This window comes from Pseudosulfitobacter sp. DSM 107133, assembly GCF_022788695.1.
GTDB lineage: Bacteria > Pseudomonadota > Alphaproteobacteria > Rhodobacterales > Rhodobacteraceae > Pseudosulfitobacter.
Genome location: NZ_CP085155.1, coordinates 38,903 through 43,730 on the forward strand (window position 1 = coordinate 38,903; position 4,828 = coordinate 43,730).

At 60.2% G+C, this 4,828-nt stretch carries 4 protein-coding genes; all 4 read right to left on the minus strand.

Going from position 1 to position 4,828, the window contains the following annotated elements:
* Positions 1–4: 4 nt before the first annotated feature.
* On the minus strand, positions 5–397 hold the full coding sequence (locus DSM107133_RS18280; protein WP_114294654.1) for a DUF1850 domain-containing protein: 393 nt from the start codon (positions 395–397) through the stop codon (positions 5–7).
* Positions 394–2,466 carry a TRAP transporter permease gene (locus tag DSM107133_RS18285; protein WP_114294655.1) on the minus strand — a complete coding sequence of 691 codons (2,073 nt, stop codon included), beginning with the start codon at positions 2,464–2,466 and terminating at the stop codon, positions 394–396. The genes DSM107133_RS18280 and DSM107133_RS18285 overlap by 4 nt, the downstream gene beginning before the upstream one ends.
* A gap of 84 nt (positions 2,467–2,550) precedes the next feature.
* A complete protein-coding gene (locus DSM107133_RS18290) occupies positions 2,551–3,507 on the minus strand; it encodes a TAXI family TRAP transporter solute-binding subunit (RefSeq protein ID WP_114294656.1) in 957 nt (318 codons plus the stop codon).
* Between the two features lie 267 nt (positions 3,508–3,774).
* The gene (locus tag DSM107133_RS18295; RefSeq protein WP_114294658.1) at positions 3,775–4,614 is read right to left on the minus strand and encodes an efflux RND transporter periplasmic adaptor subunit; all 840 of its coding nucleotides are present in this window, start codon (positions 4,612–4,614) and stop codon (positions 3,775–3,777) included.
* Between the last annotated feature and the right edge of the window lie 214 nt (positions 4,615–4,828).

A 4,828-nucleotide genomic window follows, 5' to 3' on the forward strand; every position in this document is an offset into this window, starting at 1 on the left:
GCCGTCAGTCTTGCACGGGATCGCTGTGTTTTACAGTCTGCGTTTTGCAAGGGGCGACTGTGATCGGCTGTGCCGAAACAGCGCCGATAACGCGACAGATTCCGTCAGCGCACAGCGTCCAGCCTGCCCCCGTCGCACCTGAGGCCGCCAGCACCAGTTCCGGAACCTGAAGATGGCCGGCGGACACCCACCAGCCATCTTGCAGAAACGCATCCGGTCCCGGCTCCATGCCCGCGCCCGAGCCCTTGAGGCGGGATCTTTCCAGCGTCAGCACATCCCCGTCGACGCGCCAGTCTTCCTGCCATGTGACGTGTTCAACCGAATGCGTCCATTGCAGCGTAAAGGACCCCAGCGCCAGATGCAGCGCCACGGCCCCCACACCCAGACAACCCGTCACGCCGGAGCCTTGCGGCGCGAGACGAGGATCACACCGACAAACACCGCCGCAAGGGCAAAGCCGATCTCGTCCGTCACCGGCACCGCAGCGATCAGCGTTGCCGCCGCGACGACCCCCAGAATGCGCAGGGGCCAACCCAGGGGACGACCCAGCCATCCGATGACCGCTGCCCCCCACATCCCGATGCACACAACCGTCTTGAACACGATATAGGCAACCGCAGGCCAGTATCCGATCGTTTCGGCCAGCGGCCCGCCCGCCTGCAACATCAGCGCAGGCGTATAGACCGCCATAAAGGGAATAACGAACCCTGCGGCGGCAACCTTGATTGCCTCCATGCTGATTTTCAGCCCGCTTTCCTTGGCAATAGGCGCGGCCGCAAAACAGGCAAGGGCCACGGGGGGTGTCAGGTCTGCAAGGATGCCGAAGTAGAAGACGAACATGTGGCTGACAATCAGGGGCACGCCCAGCTCAAGCAGGGCAGGGCCGGCGATTGACGAGGTGATGATGTAGTTGGGGATCGTCGGAATACCCATGCCCAGCAGGATGCAGGTGAACATCGTCAAAATCAGGCTCAGCAACAGGCTGCTTTGTCCGACTGCCACGATAAACTGACCAAATGTATTTGCCGCCCCTGTCAGCGTCATCGTTCCGATGATGATCCCGACCAATGCGCAGGCAACGCCAACCGGCAGCGCCGTTTTGGCGCCTTCGGCCAGCGAATCCCGACACAGGATCAACGTATCCCGCCCGCCGCGTGACAGCGCGCACCAGAGTATGAGCGCCGCAAGTGCCGCGATCAGCACGTTGATGCCAAATTGCAGGAATCCAGCGGCAACCAGCCCCAGACACATCCAGAACACCGTGCGCATGGCCCCCGCAGGCAGGTTCAGCACGGCAGAGCCGCCAAGGATCAGCAGCACGGTCAGCCCCAGACCGATCGTACCGGCGAACAGCGGTGTATAGCCCCCGAACAACAGGTAGACCAACACGCCCAAGGGCACGAGCAGCATCCAGTTTTCCCGGATCGCCTTGCGGGCGGACGGCAGTTCGTCCTTGCCCAGACCGCGCAGACCGTGACGGCCGGCCTCAAGGTGCACCATCCAGAAGGCCGAGGCGAAATACAGCATTGCCGGGATCAGCGCGGCTTTCACCACTTCGACATAGGCCACGTCCAGGGTTTCGGCCATGATAAAGGCTACCGCCCCCATCACCGGCGGCATGATCTGCCCGCCCATTGACGCGGTCGCCTCGACGCCGCCGGCAAAGGCAGGCCGGTAGCCGAATTTCTTCATCAGCGGGATGGTGAACTGGCCGGTCGTCACCACGTTTGCAACGCCCGATCCCGAAATCGTGCCCATCAGCCCCGATGACACCACGGCAACCTTGGCCGCACCGCCCTGCCGCTGGCCGAACAGACCCAGCGCAACATCGGTAAACAGGCGGATCATCCCTGCGCGTTCAAGAAACGAGCCGAACAGGATGAACAGGAAGATGTAGGTCGAGGACACATAGGTTGGAATCCCGTAAATGCCTTCGGTCCCATAGGCCATGTGGTCGATGACCTGCGAGAAGTCATAGCCGCGATGGTTCAGCGGCGCCGGAAGATATTCACCGAACAGACAATAGGCCAGGAACAGGCCGGCAATCAGCGGCAGGGCAAAACCCATCATGGTCCAGGCCGCGGCAAAGACGACGACCAGGGCCACCACGCCAACGACGATATCCTGCGTCAGCGGTCGACCGGCGCGCAGGATCAGCGGCTGGTATTCCCACCACTGGTACAGCGCCACCGCGACACCTGCCAGGGCGAATGCCCATGCCAGTGTGCGCAACGGTGCCGACACGCGGCGGCCATAGGCGATCAACGGAAACGCCAGCAATGTGAGAAAGCCGACGTGAAAGGCACGGGTGATCTGGCTGGACAAATCGACAATATGAGCAGCAGTGACAATCTGGAAGATTGCGAACACAACGGCGATCCAGAACAGCAGGCGGCCTGTGGGACCAGCGCCAAATGACACCTCGTGTCCCTCGTGAGGTTCGGGGGGCGAAACGGGATTGGGCATATGATTACCTTGGAAAGCGTTTGGATATCGGATGGGGCGCGCCGGTGCGACGCCCCCCTTCCATGTGACGAGATACCGGCGTGGTTACTTGAGAATGCCCATCTCGCGGTAATACCGCTCTGCACCGGGGTGCAGCGGGATCGGCATACCCTCCAGCGCTTTTGACATGTCAATCTGCGCCGCAGCCTTGTGCGCTGCCACCAGCGTATCAAGGTTTTCGTACAACTGCTTGGTCATCTGATAGGCCAGCTCGTCGCTGACACCTTCGTGGGTGACAAGAAAGTTCGAAACCGCAACGGTGGGCACGTCTGCCGTCTGGCCGTCATAGGTGCCTGCGGGAATGGTGGCCGCGACATAGGGCGCGCCCAGCTTCTCGGCCACTTCGGCAGGGATCGCCACGACATTGATCGGCAGCGAAGACGCCAGATCGCGGATCGACGCCACCCCAAGGCCGGCCGATTGCAGGGTTCCGTCCAGTTGACGGTTCTTGATCAGCTCGACAGATTCAGCAAACGGCAGGTATTCCACCTTGCCAAGATCATCATAGGACATGCCCATGGCCCCGAAAATCGCCCGCGCGTTCAGTTCAGTGCCCGATGCCGGCGCGCCCACAGACAGGCTTTTGCCCGCCAGACCGCTGAATTCGGTGATGCCGCTGTCGGTGCTGGCCACAATCTGAATGTAGTTGGGATAGATCGCGGCAATGCCCCGCAGCTTGTCCAGTTTCTGGGGAAAGCCCGCATCGGCGTTGCCTTCCCAGGCCATTGCGACACTGTCGCCAAGCGCAAAGCCCAGTTCGCCGCGTCCGTCCTGCAACAGGTTCAGGTTTTCGACGCTGGCCTTGGTTGATTGCACCTGTGTGCGCACGCCGTCGATCTTTTCGCCATAGATATTGGCCAGACTCGCGCCCAGCGGATAGTAAACGCCCGAGGTGCCGCCGGTCAGCACGTTGATAAAGTCCTGGGCCTGTGCAGCAAAAGGCGCGGCGGCCAATGTCGATACCAGAACACAACCGCGCAGCGCGGATTTCAAATTGATCATGATTTTTCCTCCCAGAAAAGGTCAGCGGCCCATCGGACCGACGTGGGCCACAGTGGGTTATGCAGCTCTTGACTGACAAGAAATTGCCCGCAGACACCCCAATAATAGCTGGCAGGAAATGGCCAGGCTGCTGGCCGGAAATGGCCAAAGCGCCGGCCCGCTTTTGTCTTTGCATCAAAATGGGACGACAGCGCGGTTGGATTCACGTCCGCCACCCCGTCCGTCACGGCCGGTGCTCCTGAAACAGAGTCGCGCGATGCCCTGTTGTCAGTTGTTCGTGCTGAAATATAGCGTGCAGCGCAGCCCTGCTGGCAGAACCAGATCGGGGTTTGGCAACGCCATCCGAATGCCAACGGTCGCCGTCGCGGCATCAAAAACCTGATCTATGACCGTGATTGTCGCGGGGTGCAGTTGGTCAAGGGGCGCTTCGGGTCGGATCTGGACCGGCTGACCGATCTGGATCTGGCCGAAATAGGAAATCGGAACAAATGCTTCGACAACAAGACTGTCCATTTCGGCAATTGTGGCAATATGGGCTTCGCCTTCGCGGTATTCACCGGGGCTAAGCAATCTTTGGGTAACAACTCCATCCACGGGGCTTGTCACGATCTTTTGCTGCAACTCGGCCTCGGCACGGCGCACGTCGAGAACGGCAAGTTGCTGGTTCATCAGGGCGCGGCTCAGTTCCGAGCGCGCGAGCGCGAGGTCAAGTTTGGCTTCATCGGCGGCGGTGGATGACACTGCATTTCGCTTTGCCAGTTGTGCGGTGCGATCGGCCTGTTGTGTCAAGAAGGTGATGCGGGTTTCCAGCGCTTCGATTTCCGCCCGGTCTTTGGCGCGCAAACGTGCGCGCGTCAGGGCGACCTCTTCCAGGGCGGTATCGAGACGGGCAATTTCGTCGCCTTTTTTAACGCGGCTGCCACGGTCTACTGCGACAGAGGCGACAACACCCGACACCGGCGTCGAAAGTTTCACGATGTCACGGGGTTCGATCAGACAAGAGACCGGCGCAAGGTCCGCGCACAGCGCCAAAGCAGGGAAAAAGCCGACGCATCCACCTGCAACCCAGGATAGAATCTTGCGGTGTCTTCGTAGCAAGGATGTCATTTTTCTTCCCAAAACGCTTGGACTCGCACTAACATCAACTCAGTATCAGTACAATTTTTTCACGACCGACTTTGAATTACATTGAATATCAAGCTGCTTGTACAATGGAGTAATTTTGACGCATTGGGGGCCTAATAACGGCGTAAACCGTTTGACCGATATTGATGGTCGGTCCGGTGGGCAGGCGCTCGCGACGGGCAGGCGCGCCTCTTCG

Bases quoted from the DNA above. Each gene is read 5' to 3' on its own strand.
- DSM107133_RS18285 (WP_114294655.1), bottom strand. From the start codon at position 2,466: ATGCCCAATCCCGTTTCGCCCCCCGAACCTCACGAGGGACACGAGGTG.
- DSM107133_RS18290 (WP_114294656.1), bottom strand. From the start codon at position 3,507: ATGATCAATTTGAAATCCGCGCTGCGCGGTTGTGTTCTGGTATCGACA.
- DSM107133_RS18295 (WP_114294658.1), bottom strand. From the start codon at position 4,614: ATGACATCCTTGCTACGAAGACACCGCAAGATTCTATCCTGGGTTGCA.